Source organism: Sorangium sp. So ce131, from assembly GCF_051519095.1.
GTDB lineage: Bacteria > Myxococcota_A > Polyangia > Polyangiales > Polyangiaceae > Sorangium.
This window is the reverse complement of the sequence record NZ_CP150455.1, coordinates 12978083-12995810: the sequence shown is the minus strand read 5'-3', so window position 1 is coordinate 12995810 and position 17728 is coordinate 12978083. Positions and strand designations below refer to the sequence as shown.

Below are 17728 nucleotides of genomic sequence, written 5' to 3'. Positions count from 1 at the left end.
TGCTTGCGCAGCCCGGACGAGGTGACAGCAATGAGTGAGCCCCTGCCAACCGGCGGGCCCAACACGCCGCGCGTGACGCCGATTCCCCCGAACCCACGCGCCCCTGTCCTCTTGGTCGACGACGACGCCGAGCTGCGCGAGATGCTCCGGGAGATGCTCGAGGCCGCCGGCTACGACGTCTACTGCGCCAGCAACGGCAAGGAGGCGCTGGATCTGCTGCACGAGGCGGACCCGCCGCCCGGGCTCATCCTGCTCGACCTGATGATGCCCATCATGACCGGCGAGGAGATGCTCGCGGCGCTGAAGCAGGTGCACGCGCTCGCGGCCATTCCGGTGACCATCGTCTCCGGCAACGAGGCCCCGCCCGACAGCCCCGGCTACCTGAAGAAGCCAGTCGACTTCGGAGCCCTGCTCGGCGTGGTCCAGAAGACCTGCGGCTAGCCGTCAGCGCTGTCGAGCCCGGTCGGCCGCACGGCGCTGTCGAGCCCGGCCGGCTGTTGAAACGTCGAGACCGAGCCCGGCCGCCAGCTCGCGACCCGCGGGGCGGCGGCCGCCCCGCGCAGCTCTGGCGCCGACGGCGACCGTGGGGTCATGGCCGCGAAGGCGAGCAGCCCGACGACCGTCAGCAGGAGCGCCAGCGCGAACGCTGCAGCGAGGAACAGGATCCCGAGCGGCGCGCGATCCATCTCGGCGCCGCCCGGCCCCTGATCCGAGTGGTGGTGGCTTCGCTCTGGATCATTCACTTTTCTACCCTCCCCGGAGCTCTGATTACTCCCTTGCGCCGAGCCGCGCAATGGACGCGTCGCGGGCGAAGCGCCGGCGCGCTGGCATACGGGAGAGGCGTCCGGAGCGGACTCCCCGGTGTGGACATTGTCTGTCCGGCGGGCCCATCGCCGTCCGCCTCTGGCGGCGATAGGTTCGCTTTCTCGGAGGGAGCGAATGGCAGAAGGCCGCACCAGCAACGCTGTGGAAACGAGCGGACAGGCGAGCTCCGATCGTCTGTGGGTCCTTGTCAACACGGGTCGTCGCGCGTCCGCTGCGGCGGCGGCGGCGGAGACGAGCGGCCGAGCTCCGCGTCAGACGGTGATCGTGCGTGACGGCGCTCACCTCCTCATCAGCGTCGATGTGGGCAGCGGCTCGGCGCTCGCGGTCCCGTTCAAGATGGCCGAGCTCGGCAGCTCGGATGCGACGCTCGTCGTGCGGCTCGTCTCGAGCGAGACGCCGTGCGCCGCGTGCGTCGACGAGCGCCTGGCCACGGCGGCCGAGGAGCTCGGCGGGCTCGGGGCGGAGGGGGTCTTCCGCGCGGTGCGCGCCGCGATCGCCGGCTGCCCTGGGCGCGCGCACCGCGAGCCGTCGCCCGGCGCGGCGGAGGGCGGCGGGCGTGCGCCCGAGAGCGCGCGGGTGCGGTCGTCAGGGTCGCTCCGCCTCGCGCCGGCCAACGAGCCTTGTGTGCCGGCGGGGGGCGTGGTCCCGGCGGAGAGCGATATCGATGTGATTCTGATCATCTGAGTCGGGGGTCGCTCGTCTTCGTCGCAGCGCATCGGGGGCGGGCCTTCCCCGCAGAGCGGTTCACCTGGCTCTGCTCCCGTTCTCGTCCTCGTGGTCATCGTCGCCATGAGCGAAGGCTGGCGTGGGAGTTTCGTTATGACCTGGTGACAGCCCAGCACCGCCCCAACGCACGCCGACGGGACTGCTCCGATCGGTCGATGCGCGCTCCTCCACGGGGCCGTTTTTCAGACGGCGACTCCAAGCCTTGACCGGCGTCGCGCACTGCTGGTAGGGTCCGCTCGCGCGCACGTGGATTCTGCCCATCTCGCGAGGGGACCGATGAGACATCTGCTCGCTGGCCTGCTGGTTCTGCTCCCCTTCGGCTGCTCGATCGTAGACCCTGACGACCGCGCCGAGCTGAGAAGCCGGATCGCGGCCATGCCACCGGGCAATATATCGCTCCTGAAGCAAGTGGTCATGAACGTCAGGGCGTGGGATTGGCTGGAGTACAAGGACAAGAACGATCAGATGGGCAAGCTCCAGTGCCGCTACCAGGCGGGCGGCCAGTGGAGCGACTGGGCCGACCAAGAGCCGAGGTATACCGTCGCCGACATGTTCGAGTGCCTCATCGAGAGGCCTTTCGCGGTGACCTACGTCATGTGCAAGGACGAATGGGAATCGCTTGAGCGTCAATTGAGGGAAACCGACCTCATGAACAGCCTGCCGGTGCCTGGAGGTTCCAGCGTCGAGTGCAGGTTCGTGTGGGATTTCCGCTATGAGCCGGACAACGTGCCGCCCGAGCTGATAGACCCCGACGAGGTCACGATAGACGACGTCATCGATGCAATGATCGGGATGCCCGCCCCGCCTCCTGGATGGGTTTTCCCCGAGCTCGTTCCGCTCCTCTGCCCGCTCGGCGCTGGGCCCGGATGGGGATGCCCCCCGGGTCCCGCCGACCCGGCCGGCGCAGAGCCCACCGTCCCGACCGGCGCAGAGCCCGGAGATTCTCGATGAGACCTTCGATGTGGGAATCGCAGCCCCTCGTACCCCGGGTCGTGCGCGAGGCGGCCATCGGACACGTGCTGTTCTCGACCAAGAATCCCGAGGAATGGAAGCCTCACTTCGAGGATCTAGGCAAGCTGTGCGCCGAAGCATGGCGCGACGACCTGCCGGAGGAGGACCGTGCATGGGCAGCGGCGCATCGTGAGAAATTCGCGAAACCGATTGACGGTCCCAGGCCGAGCGGCACGGATCCGAAGGTGAGTGCAGGCGCGCTCCAGGGCAGCCATGCCCCCGTCCCCGGGGAGTTCAGCCCCCCGTGGCCGATGCTGCTCGACGCCGTCGAGAGCGCGTTCCTCGCCTTCATGGGGGCTTTCGAGGAGGCGCATGCCGGCGAGAGCGATCGAGCAGCGGCCGATGCTGCGTCGCGCCTCCGCCGGACCTACCTGTGGCAGACGTTATCGTCGGGCGACACGGCCGAGCAGCACCGGTCTCAGGCGCTCTGCGCCTTCCAGAGGGGCTTTCAGCTCGGGCGCCGCCGGCGACCGAGATCCATGAAGAGGCCGATCCCTCCAATGCTGGAGCCGCCCTGGTACTGGGGGGCCGGGCTGCCGGAGTACCCCGGACGGGCGGCCGCGCGCGAGCGAGCCATCCGGGCTTTGCCGGACGCGAAAGATCGGGATGAGTTGCTGTCGCGCAAGCAGGAGCTGCGGGAGCTGTATGCGAGCGCCTGGCGCGAGGACGTGCCGGAGGAGGACCGCGAATGGGCCCAGGCGTACCGCGATACCTGCACGAGGCATGTCATGCGTCGCCGGCGAGATGCCATCGCCCGGAGCGCCTACGAAGCTTATCTCCAGAGCAGCGGTGGGCTCTTCGACGGGGCGCCCGGCCGACCGTGGCCGAGCCTCAGCCATCACACCTCGGAACCATGGCGTGCCTTCGCGGACCGCGTCGATGACGCGCCCGACGGCGAGGGCGAGCTGGCGACGGCCGAGGCGGCGGCGCGCGAGTACTGGGACACGCTCTACCGGGAAGCCCCGCCGTGGGACAGCGACCCCGCCCAGGCGCACTGGATCGCGGCGGTCCGCGGCGCTCGAGAGCGCCTGCTGGCAGACGATGTGCCGCCGGAGAAGAGGCGGTAGCTCCTTGAAAGCGACCGTCGCCGCGTCCGTCGCGATGTCGCTCGTGTCCGCGGGCGCCCGCGCGGAAGAGGGCACGCCGCCGCGATGGCAGGTCGACGTCAAGGCGGCCTACGTCGTGCTGGGGGCACGCGGCTCGCGGGCGACCGGCGGCCTCCTGCCATCGATCGCTGCCCTTCATCGATGGCCCGTCCGTGAAGCCGTGGACATCGGTCTCGGAGCCGACGTGGGGCTCTTCGGTCTGGGAGGCGACGCGCGCTGGCTCGGCGTGCTGGGAGGCCCGACGGCGGCAGCCCGGGTCATGCCATTCCGCGTGCCGCTGTCCTTCGAGCTCTCGGCGCGGCTCGACTTCGGGCGCATCCCCGTATGCAACGCGTGGGGCTTGTGCTTGCGGTACCTCGGATTCTTCCCAGCCGTGGAGGCCGGGACGGCCTACCTGTCGAGCCAGCACGCGGCGGTCGTAGCGACGTGCGGTGTCCGCTTCATCAAGACGCTCGCGTGGTCCGGGGCCAGCGTGGAGCCGACGGTGGCGGGCCGGATCTTCTGGTAGGCGTGGTCGGCGATGGGACGCATCGGTCCCTGATCGGGTGACGACTGCCTCGGGCCGGGTGACGGCGCGTTCCGGCCCGGATGACGATTGCCTCCGATCCGATGACGGCGCGCTCCGGCCCGGATGACGACTGCCTCGGGCCGGGTGACGACGCGCTCCGGCCCGGATGACGACTGCCTCGGGCCGGGCGACGACTGCCTTCGATCCGATGACGACGCGTTCCGGCCCGGATGACGAACGCCTCCGGCCGCATGACGACAGCCGCTGCCCGCGTGCCGACGCGTCGCCGCGCGCCGGGCGCACTGGGCTCCTCCGAAACTTGGCCCGCCCGCGCCGGGCGTGCGAACCGGGGGCTCGGAGACCTCTGGAAGGATGACCAGCCCTCGCTCTCACGCCGAGCTCGTGACGCTCCGCAAGCTCGCCCAGGATCTCGCCGCCCAGCGCAAGGAGCGCCTGTCGAGCGTGCACCTCCTCGCAGCCATCGCCTTGCGCGGAGGCCCCGCCGCGGATCTGCTCCGCGACCGGCGGCTCGACGACGAGGCCCTGCTCAAGGCGACCCGCTCGGTCGACGACGAGGGCCCCGACCCGATCGGCCGGGCCATGGGGGGCGCGCGCGACGTCGCGAAGCGCGCGACCGCGAAGGAGCCGGCCGCGCTCCACCTCTTGCTCGCGCTCCTCTCGGACCGCAGCTCGGCCGCGCACCGGGCGCTCGCGCAGTCCGGCGTCGATCTCGCGCGGCTGAGGACGGCGGCGCTGCAGATCGCGCTCGGCGTCGTGCAGGCGCGGCGCGTGCTGCCGTCGCGCGCGACCCAGGACGACGGCGCGCCGGAGAAGCCGGCCGCGCCGGCCAAGGCGCCCCCGGCGCGCCGCGCCCGCGGCGAGGCCGCCGGCCCGGCGCGCGCGACCGCGGAGCTCCGCCCCGTCAAGGGCCCGGGCCTCGCCCCGCCGGAGCTCCGCCCCGTGAAGGGCCCAGGCCTCGCCCCGCCGGAGCTCCGGCCCGCGAAGAGCTCGGGCCCCGGCGTCGCCGTCCCGCTGTTCCCGCCGCTGCGCCCTCGCCCGGCCGCGGCGCCGGCCGGCGACACGCCCCCTCCCGCCGACGCGGCGCCGTCCCGGCGCGCCGCGGCCCTGGCGGACGACGCCGCCTCGCCGCTCTCCGCCTCGCCGTTCGCCACCTCGCCGCACTCCGCCTCGCCCGTCTCGACCTCGCCGCTCGCCGTCTCCCTCGCCTCCCCGACCGCCGCCTCGCCGCGGCCGCTGCTCGCGGGCGCCGCGGGCGCCGCGCTGGACCGCGCGCGCTTCACCCTGGATCGCGCGCGCTTCCCGGCCCTCGCCTCGCTCGGTCACAACCTCTCGCTCGCGGCGGCGCAGGGCGAGCTCGAGCCGATCGTCGGCCGCGAGCGCGAGATCGAGCAGGTGCTCGACGTGCTCGCCAAGCGGCACGCGAACAACCCTTGCCTCATCGGCCCGGCGGGCGTGGGCAAGACCTCGGTCGCGCGCGGCGTCGCGCAGCGGCTGGCCTTCGACGAGCGGGAGCCCCGCCTCGTCGTCGAGCTCGTCCCGTCGGAGCTCATCGCCGGCACGGGCGCGCGCGGCGCGCTCAGCGAGCGCCTCGCCGCGCTCAGGTCGGAGCTCCGCGAGGCGGGCGGGCGGGTGCTCCTGTTCATCGACGGCCTGTCCGAGCTCTTCGGCAGCGGCGCGCTCGACGAGGCGATGGCCGAGCTCAAGCTCGCGCTCGCCCGCGGCGAGCTCACGCTGATGGGCACCGCCACGCCCGAGGAGTACCGGAAGAGCATCGAGGCCGACCCGGCGCTCGCCCGGCGCTTCACGATCGTCGAGATCGACGAGCCCGAGGAGGACGAGGCGTTCCTCCTGCTCCAGAGCGTCGCGGTCGGCCTCGGCGCGCACCACGGGCTCACGTTCACCGACGAGGCGCTGGCGTCCGCCGTCGCCTGGTCCGTGCGGTACCTGCCCGGCCGCGCGCTCCCCGACAAGGCGCTCTCCATCCTCGACCTCGCGGGCGCGCGCACGCGCCGCCGCGCGCGCGATCGCGCAGAGAGCGCCCGCGCGGGCGAGGGCACCCCTCAGCCCCCGCGCACCCGCGACGCCGAGCGCGGGCGCGCGCCGCTCCGCGAACCTTCGCAGCCCGCGCCGCCCGCGCGGCAGGTGGGCCCCGCCGAGGTGGCCGAGGTGGTCGCCGAGCTCGCGGACCTCCCGGTCGAGCGGCTGCTCGAGACCGACCGCGAGCGGATGCTCGCCCTGGAGACGCTGCTCGCCGATCGCGTCGTCGGCCACGGCGAGGCGCTCGCGCGCATCGCGCGGGTCCTCCGCCGGAACGCGGCCGGCCTGCGCGCGCGCCGCCCCATCGGCTCGTTCCTGCTCCTCGGCCCGACGGGCGTGGGCAAGACGGAGACGGCGAAGGCGATCGCCGAGGCGCTGTTCCACTCGCCGGACGCCATGACGCGGCTGGATTTCTCCGAGTACGCCGAGTCGCACGCGGTGGCGCGCCTCGTGGGTGCGCCCCCCGGCTACGTGGGCCACGAGGCCGGCGGCCAGCTCACCGAGGCGGTGCGGCGGCGCCCGTACCAGGTAATCCTGCTCGACGAGATCGAGAAGGCGCACCGCGACGTGCTGGAGGCGTTCCTCCAGGTCTTCGACGAGGGCCGCCTGACCGACGGCCGCGGCCGGCGGGTCGACTTCACGAACACGGTGCTCGTGATGACCTCGAACCTCGGCGCGGCGGAGGCCGGCGCGCTCCGCTCCGAGCGCTCCGTCGGATTCGCCCGCTCTTCCGGCGCGGTCACGCCGGAGCGCCTCGGCGAGGTGATGCTCGCCGCGGCCCGCTCGGCGCTCCCGCCCGAGCTCTACAACCGCATCGACGAGGTCCTTTGCTTCGCGCCGCTCACGCGGGCGGACGTCGCCGAGATCACGCGCCGGCTCCTGGGCGGCCTCGAGCGCGAGCTCGAGGCGCGCGGCGTGGAGCTGGAGGTCGAGCCCGCGGCGATCGACGCGCTGCTCGACGCGGGCGGGTTCGATCCCGAGCTCGGCGCGCGGCCGATGAAGCGCACGATCGCGCGCCTCATCGAGGCGCCGCTCGCGGACCTCATCCTGCGCGGCCAGCTGGAGGAAGGATCCGCCGCGCTCATCGGCGTCGAGCAGGGGGAGATCGTGGTGGACGCGATCGCGCGCGCCGGCGAGCGGCGTTATGCCGCATGCTCCAGCTGACGGAGGCGTAACGCCGCACACCGCCTGGGGGGGCGGGGGGTGGTTATGCGGCGTGCTCGAGGTGGAGCCCGAGGGAGCGTGGGTCGAAGTAGGCGCGGAAGCCGGTGATGGCGCCGGCGGGATGCTCGATGACGCTCACGCCGTGGTACGAGAACGGGGTGCCCTGGGCGAGCGTGCCGCGGCTGGTCCACTCGAGGGTGGAGGCCTTGTCGGACTCGACGATGCAGCGGAACTCGGAGTGGACGTCGACGAAGGTGCTGCGGTAGGCGCGCCAGAACTCGCGGGCGCCCTCCGGGCCGATGAGCGGCCGGGTGATGGTGGGGTTGCTGAGCTCGGCGTCGGGGGCGAAGAGGCGCGCCATGGGCTCGACGTCGCCGCCTTCCTCGATCCGATGCAGGGCTTCGATGAACTCGCTCGCCTTGGACATGATTCCTCCTGCGGTGCCGGGCCTTGCAAGGGGTGGACCGGGAGGGAACAAGCGCGCTCATGTGTGGGAGTTCCGGGTGACACGATGGCCGCTGCCACCACGGCGCTCTCGTCGGTAGAGTAGCCCCCGGCCAACTGCTCCGGGGGCCCTCGCCAGATCCGGACATGGAGATTTCCACCATCCGGCTCTTCCGCCGAGAGGGCTCAGGGCGACGCCCAGATCTGGACGCGGATCTGCGGCCTGGGGAGCGGGAAATCCCGCAGCAGGTCCTCGTACCGCTTCCAGTTCAGCTACGCACGCTGGCTCCGCCTGCATAGGGGCCATCCAGCCGTCGAGGCCGGTGGCGTTGAGCGCGGCGGCGAGGTCTTCGGGGGCGCTTCGCGCCATGGGGCGCAGCCTAGCACGGTGGCTTGCCGCGCTGCGCCGGGGGCGCGCGCGTCGGAACGCCGCGGCGAGGAACAGCCTGTCGAGCGCGGCTGGTTTAGCGGGGCGATGGGTGATTCTGGATCACGCATGTTTGAAAGCTGCTTCGATCTCGTCAAGGAATTCGAGCAATCTGGCTTCGTCGGGTTCGAATGGGCTCAATAGAACCTCGGCGGCGTCACGTCTGTCCGCGGCGGACCAATTGGGCCATACGCTCCTCCATGTCGCTGCGGCGAAGCTCCTGACGATCCCCCACTCCCGCCGGTCGGGGCCGAGGTTCATCCAATTTTGCCAGCGTGCCTCGGCGGCCCGACCTTCGGAGCGCACCTCCTCGGCGACGATTTGATCCCGGATGCGGACGGCCACCCTTGCAAGAATGGTACTATCTGGCATTCGAGATCGTCCGGATCATTGTGGAACTTTACCTCGAGTATTGCACGCAACCGTGCGAGAAGTTCTGCGTGAGAGGATGTGGAAAACATATTGTTTTCCAATCGCTGGTAGTGGGGCAGGCGGTATTATGTGTGACGCTGAACAGGCTGGAGATCTCCTGCGTCGGCAGATGTGAGGTGACGATGATGTGCTGTTCTTGTGTGCTCATTAGTCTGGCGGTGGAGGGCGATTCCTAGCTCAAACGCGTGAGCAACACCGCGCGCGTTGCGCAGCTATCTGCTTCGCACGGCTCGATCAAAATACTCAGAGAATTGGCCTGTCGCCATCGTTTTTGGCAGTCGATGGGTGTGTCAATTCAAATATTTTGTGAGGAAATCGTCCCTTTGTAAACACGGCCCGAACTAATCCACGTTGTATCATATCGTCTATTAGATTGTTGATCTCGTGGATTGTTGCGGCGTAGTTGCGGTCGTCGAATGTTACGATGGTCGTGCCAGTTGAGTCGAAGTACTCGAATAACCTTCCGCTGTCGAACCCTTCCGGGTAGTCGGCCATTCCTACGTGCGCATTTACTCGAGTGTTGTCGGGTCCCACAAATGTGATTCCGGCTCCGTGTCGCTGGTGAGACCATGTCTTGCCGTTTATTGACAGTGTTCCGTTGGGGGCGTCACGGAACCGCTCGCGGTCTTGCGGGTCGTACAGATGCAAGAATTGCCGCACTAGGTGCCCCTGCAGGGATGCAAAGTGGTTGAGGATCTGGAGTGCGTCCCGTGTTGTCATTTAGAATCCCCTGTCGCTCAATGTGGATGTCCAGCTGCGAAACAGCTGTTTTGTCTCTTCGTCGGAGGACGCCGGTCGTATCCTTACTGGAACCTCTCTGAGTTTCGCCCTGATCGCGGCGCTGGTTCGATGGTGGCCGTCGACGATGTAGAGTGCGCCCTCGCTTTCGATCGCGTCGATGGGTTCAAACGGTCCAAAGCCATTTCTCCCGCCCATGAGTTTGCTCATCTTGACAGCCTGACTCTTGCTCGATAGCTCTTCGGTTACCCGAAGCGCTCGGGGATTTACCAAGCGTACTTCGGCACCTCCACCCCCCCGCGGCCCCGACCCCAGCCCCGGGCCGTAGGTCGCGCCCGCGGACATGGCCATCATGAGCCCGTCGGCTACCCTGCCCGGGTCGTTGTCGCGCAGGCCCTCGAGGACCCAGAGCTCGCCGAGCAGCGCGGGCACGGCCCTCGTGGTGAAGCTCGCGGCGCCGGCCGCCGCGAGCTGGGTCGAGGTCATCCCGATGGCGCTGCCGAACACCGACAGCTCCTCGATGGCGAGCAGGGCATAACCGCCCGACCAGATGACCAGCACCGCGCCCGCGCCGACGACGGCGCCGCGGAACGCCGAGCGCTGGTCGGCCTCGTGGCGCAGCCGCTCGTCGCGCTGGCGGTCGTGCACCAGCTTGCCGAGGAAGCCGCCGTGGTAGGGAGCGGCCGCGGCGCTCTGGAAGCCGTCGACGTCGGAGCGGACGAGGGGCCGAGGCGGGGGCAGCTCACTGAAGCTCGGATGGTCGCCCCAGGTCCCGTCCGCGCCGCCGCCGCCGTCCGAGATGATGGTCACGCCGCCGCCGTCGCCTTCCTCCCAGGGCGGCTGCCGCGGCTGCCAGGGCCCGCACGTCGTGCAATCGGGCTCGAAGCCCGTCGGATCGGTGAGATTCAGCGGATCATTGAGGACGTAGCTATAGCGGTTGTAGCTCTGCCCGAAGAGGGGCGACGACACCAGCGGATCGGGCGTCAGCACCCGCTTGAGCTTCGGGTCGTAGATTCGCCCCTTCATGTTGACGAGCCCGAGCTCGTCGTCGTGCTCGTGCCCGGTCAGCCCGAGCCGCACGTCGCCGGTGGGCCCGCCGAAAGGCGCCCCGTCGCGCGCGATCCGGCGCCCGAACGGCTCATAGTACGCGTGATCGGACGCATCCGCGCTGCCATCTGCGTCCGTCACCAGCGTCACGCTGCCGAGCGCGTCGTGGTGCAGGTACTGCACCCACCGTTCGCCGCTCGCCTCGTCGACGACGACCTGAGCCACCGCCAGGCCGTCGCTGCCTGGCACCAGGTAGACGTGCTTCGTCCCATCCGCGTCCTCACGGCGTTGGTACAGCCCGCCGATCGTGACGGTCGTCCCCGCAGGCCCCTGCTTGCGCACCCGCGCGCCCGCGGCGTCGTACTCGAAGCGCGTCACCCCCGCGGCCGTCGCGATCTCCCTGGGCAGGTCGAAGCTCGTGTACGCGAGGCTCCGGTCGGGGTCCTGCTCGAGCCGCCCGCGCGCATCGTAGAAGAAGCTGCCGTCGAGGTTCGAGGACGCGGCGTGCGGCCGCGGATCGAGGTAGTCGTTCCTCTCCTGCTCCTCGCCGCCCACCAGCACGCGCGTCAGGTTCCCGAGCGCGTCGTAGCGGTACTCCGTCGTCTGCTTCACGTCGCCGGCGTTGAGGCTCCACGCGCGCAGCCTATGCAGCGTGTCATAGACGTAGCTCTCGCCGCGATCGCCCGCCACCTCGGTGCGGTGCTTCACCCGGCCGTCGGGGTAGTACTCGTACCGCAACGCCGACAGCACGCTGCCGCCGAGGCGCTGCTCCACCGTCTCCAGGTGAGCGGTGACCGGATGGTACGAGCGCTCCATCTCCACGCCGTTGCCGTACGTGGCCCGCACCAGCGCCCCGTCGTCGTTGCGCGCGTTCACGGTCCAGAGCGGCGACCCGTCCGACGCCGGGCCCGCGGTCACGTCCGCGATGCGCTCGAGGTAGCCGCGGCTGTCATAGGTGTGCTTGACGGTGAACCGCGGCGCCCCCGGGATCTCCGGGTAGCTCATCGTCTCGATTCTGCCGTGTGGATCGTAGCCGGCGCGCAGCTTGAACGGCTGGCCGCCGACGGTCCAGCCCAGGTGCTCCAGCCGGCCGTGCTCATCGTAGCCGTAGTCGGTCGTGGTCCCGTCCGGGCTCGTGGTGGCCGCGAGCCGCCCCATGCCGTGCGCGGCCGTATCCCAGACGTACTCGGTCGTTCCGTCGGCATCCGTCACGCGGTACGGCCTGCCGATGGCGTCGCGCTCGTAGATCGTCTCGTCTCCGCCCTCGACCTTGCGCCACAGATCCCCTAGGCCGTTGCGGTGGAAGCGCGTCGTCCCCTGGTCCGGGTCGACGAGCCGCGTGCGCCGCCCCCGCACGTCGTACTCGATCTCGGTCACGTTCGAGCGCGGGTCGATGATCCGCTCGACCTGATCGAAAGGACCGTACTCGTAATGGGTCGTGAGCTCTTCCGCGTGGTGGTAGAGGAAGTGATCCTCCGCCGTCGACAGCTCCGTGGCCCCGAGGTACGAGCTGCTCTGCACGACGCGCCCGTCCAGATCGCGCACCAGCTTGGTGTGGCTGCCCCTCGGGTCCCACGCCTCGGTCTCGAAGAACGAGTGCTTGTAGCGCGTGGTGGCGCCGTCGGGGCCGACGGTCCTCAGCAGCCGTCCCAGGCTGTCGTAGACGTGCCGGCTCCACTGCGCCTCTTGGATCCGGCGCGCCGGCCGGCTCCGACGGATCACGCGACCGAGCGCGTCGTATACGGTCTCGACGGTGAGCGTGGACCCGTCGTGGCCGACATGGCTCGTGCGCCACGGCCTGCCGGAGAGGTCGAGCTCGACGACCGCGCTCGCCCCGATCCCGTCCGAGGTACGCACGGTGAGCCCATCCCACCGCCGCTCGTAGCTCAACGTCTGCTCGCCCGCGCCGTCCGCCGAGCGGCGCACGAGCCGCCCGAACGCGTCGTGGACCCGGGTCGTCTGCACCCCGTTCGCGTCCATCTCCGCCACCACCACGCCGAAGCTGGTGTCCACCGCGAACCACTGCGCGTGCCCGAGGTCGTCCCAGATCACGCTCGGCGCCGTGTGCCCCGGCGTCCCGTCGTAAGCGATGTGCAGCCGGCGCGCCGGCACCCCCGGCGCCGTCTGCGTCACCTTCCGGAGCAGCCCTTCGGTATCGTAGTCGTAACGCACCGACGCGTTCACATCGAGGCGCGGCGCCGCGGGATCCACGGGCTCGACCTCCACGCGCTCGATCCTCCCCGCGTCGTTGTGATCGAACGACGTGCGCCGCACCGTCGAGACCGCTCCTCCAGGCGTCGTCGACGTCACCTTCTGCCACGCGGGCAGCGACAGCAGCCACGGCTCCAGCCGGTGCTCGTAGCCTGTCTCCACCTGCGTCCGCACCCCGCCCACGGTCTCGCTCGTCTCCAGCTCCAGGCCGCCCCAGTCATCGAAGCGGGTCGCGCCGAAGCGCGCCCGCAGCGGCGCCTGCACCGGGCCGTCGACCTCCGTGATGTGCACGCCGCGCTCCGGCGTCCAGTCGATCGCCACCTCCTCCTCCCACTCCCGGCTCGTCCAGTCGCGCGGGAACACGGCCTGCGTCAGGCCGCCGTTCAGCTCGCGCGGCTCGTAGCGCATCGTCCTGCGCGAGACCCGCGCCAGCGCCTTGCCGGGCCGCTCGGTCGGCCCCTTGGCGGCGCTCTCGAGGATCGGCGTCACCACCGTCACCGTCTCCGGTCGGTGCGCGAACGGATACCGCGTGCCGACGCGCGTCCCGTGATCGAACGTCGTGACGGTCTCGCGCGGCACCTGGGGCTCCCAGACCCGGAATTTCCCGAACCCGAGGAAGCCGCGTCCGAGCAGGTCCGAGCGCGGATCGTCGTACGAGAACTGGAGCCGTCGCGAGATACCGGCCGCCTCGTGGACGACCTGCTCCCGTACCACCGGCAGGCCGCGCCGCCGGCACACCTGCGGATACACGCACGACGGGCGCTCCGGGGCGTCCGTCCACGCCCGCGCGTATGTGATCTCTTCCAGCGTTGTGCCGCCCTCGTCCTGGACCGCCTGCACCACGTCGACTACCGTGCTCTGCTGCAGGTGCACACGCACGCTGCTCTCCATCCTGCCCGACCCGCAGCCCGACGCCACTTCGGCGTAGATGTCGCCCGAGCACCACGCCACGAAGTACATCAGGTCGAGTAGCCCGTCGCCGTTGAAGTCGCCGTGCCTCACGGCGCTGATTTGCCCCGGACGCTGCCGGATCGTCCTCGTCCTCGCTGTCATTCCGGTGTGCGCAAGCGCCGACGGCGACACGAGCAGCTGATAAACAAAGATCCCCCCACCATCAATGACGTAAGGGATGTCATTGAGTACGGAGATGATATCGTCGCGCCCGTCGTCATCGAGGTCAGCCACCTGTAGCGCGGCAGGGTAGGGCGGCGCCGTCGTGTACCAGTCGTTGATGTGACCCCTGTAGCTTAAGTCTGGTTTGCTGAATCCCTTGCCCGTGTTCCACGCCACGGTGAAGCCGGTGTCACGGCCGCCGGATGTCGGGTCCACCTCGAAGTGCAGCGCATCCCGCAGGCCGTCGCCGTTCAGGTCGGCCATGACCGAGTCGCGGACCGGGAACCAGCCGTCTTGGGGAACTTCCGCGCTGGTGAAGCCCCCGGCGTCATCGGGATAGTACGCGTGGGGAGCCCCCTTCGTCCACAGACCCGCCCGCCCGTCTCCCTGGACATCGAGGGCGATGGACTCGAACTCGAGCGCGCTCGCGGCATTGACAGGGATCCCCGTCTCTTCGGCCGAATCGAAGTCCCCGCTCGGGAGGTTGCGCCGGATGACGAAGCTCGGCTCGTACAAGCCGTCCACGTCATTGTCGAGCAGCTTGATCATGTCGGCGAGCCCGTCGCCGTCCACGTCAGCGAAATGGAAGGGCTCCACGCCGGCGTCGATCGAGCCGAGGTCGGGGGACATGGGCACCGTGGTCCCGGTCGACTCGAACGTGCTGCCTGTCCATGCGTACAGCTCGAACTGGTCCGTGCGGTCGTTCCAGGCAAAGAGCTCGTTCCTGCCGTCTCCGCCGGCGTCAACGGCCTTCGCGTTCCGCAGGTCGACACCGTCGAAGCCGGACGGGCTCGCGAGCACCTCGCGGGAGCTGAGCGGCGTGCTCTCGGACGGGCTGCGCAGGAGCACGTACCGCGCCCCGTCGGTCGTTCGGAACAGCACCTCGTCTTTGCCGTCATCGTCGACGTCGAGCACGAGCGGGTGCGCTGCGCCCATGAACCAAGGATGATCCTCGTGGTGGGCCTCCCCGAACCAGTTCCTGTGGCGCGCGGTCCAGGTGAACTTCCGTGTCAGGGAGGCATCGCCGAACCCGCGGCGCGTCACCTCGACGAGCTGCGATCGACCTGTACCGCAGCGCTCCGGGGGTAGCGTTTCATCGCTCCATTTGTAGGTCAAATCGTAGGACCAGGTCAGGTCGTCGAACGAAGGAGCCTTCGCGTGGACGATGATCGACTGCAGGAGCCGGTGTCGGTTGCTCGCGACGCCGGCCGTGTAAAGCGTCGCCCTGTCCTTGCGCCACTTGGCGTCGGGATCATCCGTGCCGTAGAAGAACTCGATCCAGTGGTCCAGGTACTCGATCTTCGCGGGCAGGATCTCGGTCGGGTCGTCCTCGCCTCCACCCCCAAAATCGGCGTAGATGTAGGTGATCGCGTTGCCGTACCGGTCCTGCTCCTTCGTCATCCGGAAGTCCAGAGGTCCCACCGGCTCGTAGTCACGGATGCGGCCGTCTTTCAGCCACACCCGGAAGCGGTCGACCTTGGGGCTGCCGTACGAGATCACCCTGGCAAAGCTCTCTTCTTCGGTCCGGTACTCGGCGCCGTCCGAGCCGTGCGCTCCCCTCACGTTCACGAGCCGCTGACCGTCGAGGCAGAAGACGTCCGTCTCGTCGTTGTCGATCCCGTCGACGACCCCGTCGCTCGCGATCGTCTTGTGGCAACGCTGGATCGACGAGAGGCCGCTCAACGAAAAACCGACTCCAAGCGGGCCGTTGCCGGCGCGGCTCGAGTACGTGATCGCGAGGCTGGGCTGGATGCCACGCCCGGCCGGCACGTCGATCGGCAGCCGGTAAGTATATGCCCCGTCCGGGGTCACCTGGCCCGAGCCCGGCAGCGAAGCCGCTCCCGTCGCCGGGACGATGGTATCTTCAGGCAGCTCGAACGGCTTGGGCTGCTCGGGAGGCGTCTCCTCGTTCGAAGCCTGCTTTGCCCAGCCGAGGCGCGGGGCCTCATCACCGGCGCACGAGAGCATTGACAGTACGAGCAACAGCGCGAGCTGCGCCGAGGCGCGAAAGAGCTTCATCGCGATCTCCTGGAGAAGTATCCTGTCGTGGTGGCATCTCCGCCGGCCGCGGGGCACGGCGAGCACGTGTCAGGCCAGCGGCGTGCACGTCGCGGTGAAGCGGAGCGCCAGTACTTCGTTGACCGAGCTCGTGACGGGTCCGGAGACGTCGTATCCACGGAAAGCCGCGAGGCTTTGGGCGACGCGAAACCGGCAGGAACTCAGGGAGTGCGTGTACTCGCCTCTCCTCAACGCAGCAAGAGCGACGAGATGGCAAGCAGGACTTTGACGGGACCGGCGCATCACTGCGCGTAAGGCTGTCGAGTGCAACCCGTTGCAGCAGGGGCGCAATGAGTTGTGGATCGATTACATGCTGATGGAACCGCCGGGCTGCCCTCATGGTGTCGATCGCGGTCTGCCCGATGCCGCTTGGCTGCCCTGCTGCCGTGCGCCTGCGTGTGCTGTGGCGATCGCGAGCGCAGCGTGCGCCTCGCCGCGCGCGGGGCGCCTCAGCCGGAGGCCTTCTTCTCCAGGAGATCGCCGTACTGATCGCGCAGCTTCGACTTCTGGAATTTGCCCGTCGAGGTGCGCGGGATGCGCTCGACGAAGAGGTAGTCGTCGGGGAGCCAGTACTTCGCGAAGCGGGGCTCGAGGTGGGCGTGGAGCTCGTCCTTCGACACCACCTTGCCCTGCCGGAGCACGACGGCCGCGAGCGGGCGCTCGCCCCAGACCGGGTGGCGCGCGGCGAACACGGCGGCCTCGAGGACGGCGGGGTGGCTCATCAGCGCGTTCTCGATCGCGACCGAGCTGATCCACTCGCCGCCCGACTTGATCACGTCCTTCGCCCGATCCGTGATGCGCATGTAACCCGCGGCGTCGATCGTCACGACGTCGCCGGTCTTGAACCAGCCGTCCTTCGTGAAGCGGTCTTCCCCCTCGCCGCCGAGGTACGACGAGGCCACCCAGGGGCCGCGCACCTCGAGCTCGCCCATGGTCTCGCCGTCCCAGGGGAGCCGCCGGTCGTCGGGGCCGACGTGGCGCTGGTCGATGAACGGGACCGGGAAGCCCTGGGACGCGCGCGTGGCGAGCGACGCGGCCGGGTCCAGGCCGAGGCTGCCCCGCAGGCGGGCGACGGTGCCGAGCGGGTTGGTCTCGGTCATGCCCCAGGCGTGTGTGACCTCGATGCCGTGGCGGGAGAGGAAGCCGTCGATGAGCGCGGGCGGCGCGGCGGAGCCGCCGATCACCGTCGCGCGCAGCGACGAGAGATCCCAGCGCTTCGGGTGCTCGTCGAGCAGCGCGAGGATGCCGAGCCAGATCGTGGGGACGCCGGCGGCGAACGTGACGCGCTCTCTGGCCATCAGGTCGAGCAGCGACGCGGGGTCGAGGTGCGGGCCGGGGAGGACGATCCTGGCGCCGGCCGCGACCGCGGCGTACGGCAGACCCCAGGCCATCGCGTGGAACATGGGGACGACCGGCAGCACGACGTCGCTCTCGCGGAAGCCGAGCGCGTCGTGCATGCACGAGACCAGCGTGTGCAGGACGATCGAGCGGTGGCTGTAGACGACGCCCTTGGGGTTGCCGGTCGTGCCGGACGTGTAGCAGATCATCGCGGCGGAGCGCTCGTCCAGCCGCGGGAAGTCGAAGTCGTCCGGCTCGGGCGCGAGCAGCGCCTCGTAGTCGAGCCCGTCGCCGTCCACGGCTGAGGACTGATCACATTTTGCCCTTAGTTTCTGCGCGTGCGCGTGCTCGCTCACGAACGAGCCGTTCGCCTTGCGCGGGTGACCGCATGGCGGCACGGCCGTGCACGTGAGACGCGGACGCGGAATCGAGCACGCGCACGGAAGACGAAGAGGGGAGACGGGGGACGAAAGACGGGAGACGAAAGACGGGAGACGTACGGTGGACGTGATGGGAAACGGA

General features: G+C 69.8%; 11 protein-coding genes and 1 pseudogene. 6 read left to right on the top strand and 6 right to left on the bottom strand.

The genetic code is table 11. The annotated features are described in order from the left end of the window. Positions 1-30: 30 nt before the first annotated feature. Positions 31-441, top strand: a complete 411-nt coding sequence (locus WMF43_RS47225) for a response regulator (RefSeq protein ID WP_437675428.1) — start codon at positions 31-33, stop codon at positions 439-441. Here WMF43_RS47225 and WMF43_RS47220 read toward each other — a convergent pair. Further along, positions 438-743 (bottom strand): hypothetical protein, encoded by a 306-nt coding sequence (locus WMF43_RS47220; RefSeq protein ID WP_437675426.1) that lies wholly within the window; start codon positions 741-743, stop codon positions 438-440. The genes WMF43_RS47225 and WMF43_RS47220 overlap by 4 nt on opposite strands. Positions 744-1089: 346 nt before the next feature. Here WMF43_RS47220 and WMF43_RS47215 point away from each other — a divergent pair, with 346 nt between their 5' ends. The 5 genes from WMF43_RS47215 to WMF43_RS47195 all read left to right on the top strand — a co-directional run bounded on the left by WMF43_RS47215 (position 1090) and on the right by WMF43_RS47195 (position 7398). Beyond that, positions 1090-1509 carry a hypothetical protein gene (locus WMF43_RS47215; protein ID WP_437675425.1) on the top strand — a complete coding sequence of 140 codons (420 nt, stop codon included), beginning with the start codon at positions 1090-1092 and terminating at the stop codon, positions 1507-1509. 318 nt (positions 1510-1827) lie between these two features. Next, on the top strand, positions 1828-2502 hold the full coding sequence (locus tag WMF43_RS47210) for a hypothetical protein (RefSeq protein ID WP_437675423.1): 675 nt from the start codon (positions 1828-1830) through the stop codon (positions 2500-2502). A gap of 8 nt (positions 2503-2510) precedes the next feature. Further along, positions 2511-3629: a hypothetical protein gene (locus tag WMF43_RS47205; protein ID WP_437675421.1), complete on the top strand. Its 1119-nt coding sequence runs from the start codon at positions 2511-2513 to the stop codon at positions 3627-3629. A gap of 4 nt (positions 3630-3633) precedes the next feature. Beyond that, complete coding sequence (locus tag WMF43_RS47200; protein ID WP_437675419.1) at positions 3634-4176, top strand: hypothetical protein; 543 nt, start codon at positions 3634-3636, stop codon at positions 4174-4176. 372 nt (positions 4177-4548) lie between these two features. Continuing rightward, the gene (locus tag WMF43_RS47195; protein ID WP_437675418.1) at positions 4549-7398 is read left to right on the top strand and encodes an AAA family ATPase; all 2850 of its coding nucleotides are present in this window, start codon (positions 4549-4551) and stop codon (positions 7396-7398) included. A gap of 43 nt (positions 7399-7441) precedes the next feature. Here WMF43_RS47195 and WMF43_RS47190 read toward each other — a convergent pair whose 3' ends face one another. The 5 genes and pseudogenes from WMF43_RS47190 to WMF43_RS47170 form a co-directional block, all read right to left on the bottom strand. Beyond that, positions 7442-7825, bottom strand: a complete 384-nt coding sequence (locus tag WMF43_RS47190; protein WP_437675416.1) for a nuclear transport factor 2 family protein — start codon at positions 7823-7825, stop codon at positions 7442-7444. A 507-nt stretch (positions 7826-8332) separates the two neighbouring features. After that, the gene (locus WMF43_RS47185) at positions 8333-8614 is read right to left on the bottom strand and encodes a hypothetical protein (RefSeq protein WP_437675414.1); all 282 of its coding nucleotides are present in this window, start codon (positions 8612-8614) and stop codon (positions 8333-8335) included. Between the two features lie 330 nt (positions 8615-8944). Beyond that, positions 8945-9421, bottom strand: coding sequence for a DUF6896 domain-containing protein (locus WMF43_RS47180; protein WP_437675412.1), 477 nt, complete (start codon positions 9419-9421; stop codon positions 8945-8947). Continuing rightward, positions 9422-15829, bottom strand: a complete 6408-nt coding sequence (locus WMF43_RS47175; RefSeq protein WP_437675410.1) for an RHS repeat-associated core domain-containing protein — start codon at positions 15827-15829, stop codon at positions 9422-9424. It abuts the gene before it with no gap. Between the two features lie 488 nt (positions 15830-16317). Further along, positions 16318-17505, bottom strand: a pseudogene (locus tag WMF43_RS47170) (AMP-binding protein); the annotation flags it as partial. Positions 17506-17728 lie beyond the last annotated feature (223 nt).

Bases quoted from the DNA above. Each gene is read 5' to 3' on its own strand.
- WMF43_RS47195 (WP_437675418.1), top strand. From the start codon at position 4,549: ATGACCAGCCCTCGCTCTCACGCCGAGCTCGTGACGCTCCGCAAGCTC.
- WMF43_RS47205 (WP_437675421.1), top strand. From the start codon at position 2,511: ATGTGGGAATCGCAGCCCCTCGTACCCCGGGTCGTGCGCGAGGCGGCC.
- WMF43_RS47225 (WP_437675428.1), top strand. From the start codon at position 31: ATGAGTGAGCCCCTGCCAACCGGCGGGCCCAACACGCCGCGCGTGACG.
- WMF43_RS47190 (WP_437675416.1), bottom strand. From the start codon at position 7,825: ATGTCCAAGGCGAGCGAGTTCATCGAAGCCCTGCATCGGATCGAGGAA.
- WMF43_RS47180 (WP_437675412.1), bottom strand. From the start codon at position 9,421: ATGACAACACGGGACGCACTCCAGATCCTCAACCACTTTGCATCCCTG.
- WMF43_RS47210 (WP_437675423.1), top strand. From the start codon at position 1,828: ATGAGACATCTGCTCGCTGGCCTGCTGGTTCTGCTCCCCTTCGGCTGC.
- WMF43_RS47175 (WP_437675410.1), bottom strand. From the start codon at position 15,829: ATGAAGCTCTTTCGCGCCTCGGCGCAGCTCGCGCTGTTGCTCGTACTG.